Source organism: Streptomyces sp. SID14478, assembly GCF_010548525.1.
In the GTDB taxonomy this organism is placed as follows: domain Bacteria; phylum Actinomycetota; class Actinomycetes; order Streptomycetales; family Streptomycetaceae; genus Streptomyces.
In genome coordinates this window covers 1-1368 of the sequence record NZ_JAAGMG010000899.1, presented here as the reverse complement: position 1 = coordinate 1368, position 1368 = coordinate 1, and the positions used below count along the sequence as shown (strand labels likewise).

Sequence of the window (1368 nt, the reverse complement as noted above, 5' to 3'; positions counted from 1 at the left end):
GCCGGCCGACCGCGCCCTGACGGCCCTGCAGTGCGTACTGGACGCGGGGGAGAGCGCCGTCGCGGTGTCCGACGTGGACTGGCCCGACTTCGCCGCGGGCCGGCGCGCGGTCCGCCCGACCGCGCTGTTCGCGGAGATCGCCGAGGCCCGCGAGACACCGGAGAGCGAGGAGCCGGCCACCGCACGGGACAGCGGCCCGGCCACCGAACTGGCCGCCCGGCTCACGGACCTGTCCCCCGCGGAACAGGAGGACCTGCTGCGCACCGTGGTCGGCGAGGCCACCGCGGCCGTCCTCGGACACGAGAGCGCCCACGACGTCAACGGACGGCGGGCGTTCACCGAACTGGGCCTGGACTCGCTGGGCACCGTGCAGCTGCGCAAGCGGCTCACCGCCGCCACCGGACTGCGGCTGCCCGCCTCCCTGGTCTTCGACCACCCGACCATCACCCGCCTCGCCCGCCACCTGCGTTCGCTGCTCGTCACGGGACCCGACGGGCACGACACCGCCGAGCCGGCCGGCACCGCGCGGACCGCCGCGGGCACGCACGAACAGGAGCCGATCGCCGTCGTCGGCATGGGCTGCCGCTTCCCCGGCGGCATCGGCTCGCCCGACGAGCTGTGGCGGGCCGTCGCCGACGGCCGCGACCTCACGGGCGGCCTGCCCCAGGACCGTGGCTGGGACCTGGAGTCCCTCGTCCACCCGGATCCCGACCACCCCGGCACCAGCTACTCCGACCGCGGCGGATTCCTCGCCGACGCGGCCGGATTCGACGCGGAGTTCTTCGGCATCACCCCGCGCGAGGCCCTCGCCATGGACCCGCAGCAGCGACTGATGCTGGAGGTCGCCTGGGAGGCCGTGGAACGCGGCGGCATCGACCCGGACCTGCTGCGCGGCAGCCGCGTCGGCGTGTTCGTCGGCTCCAACGGCCAGTCGTACATGCCCCTTCTGGAGAGCGAGGCCGCCCGCGTCGAGGGCTACCAGGGCCTCGGCAACTCGGCCAGCGTGCTGTCCGGGCGGCTCGCCTACTTCTTCGGCTGGCAGGGCCCGGCGCTGACGGTGGACACGGCGTGCTCGTCGTCCCTGGTCGGCATCCACCTGGCCATGCGGGCGCTGCGCGACGGTGACTGCTCCATGGCGCTGGCGGGCGGCGTCACCGTGATCTCCGACCCCTATACGTTCGTGGACTTCAGCAGGCAGCGCGGACTCGCCGCCGACGGGCGGTGCAAGCCGTTCGCGGCGCAGGCGGACGGCTTCGGCCTCGCCGAGGGCGCCGGCGCACTGCTCCTCGAACCGCTCTCCCAGGCGCTGGAGGCCGGGCACCCGGTACTCGCGGTGCTGCGCGGCAGCGCCGTCAACCAGGACGGCGC

At 75.0% G+C, this 1368-nt stretch carries 1 protein-coding gene; it reads left to right on the top strand.

All coding sequences use genetic code 11. From position 1 onward, the window contains the following. Window positions 1-1368: beta-ketoacyl synthase N-terminal-like domain-containing protein (locus G3I40_RS29215; protein WP_275410238.1), on the top strand; the 1368-nt coding region annotated here is incomplete at both ends.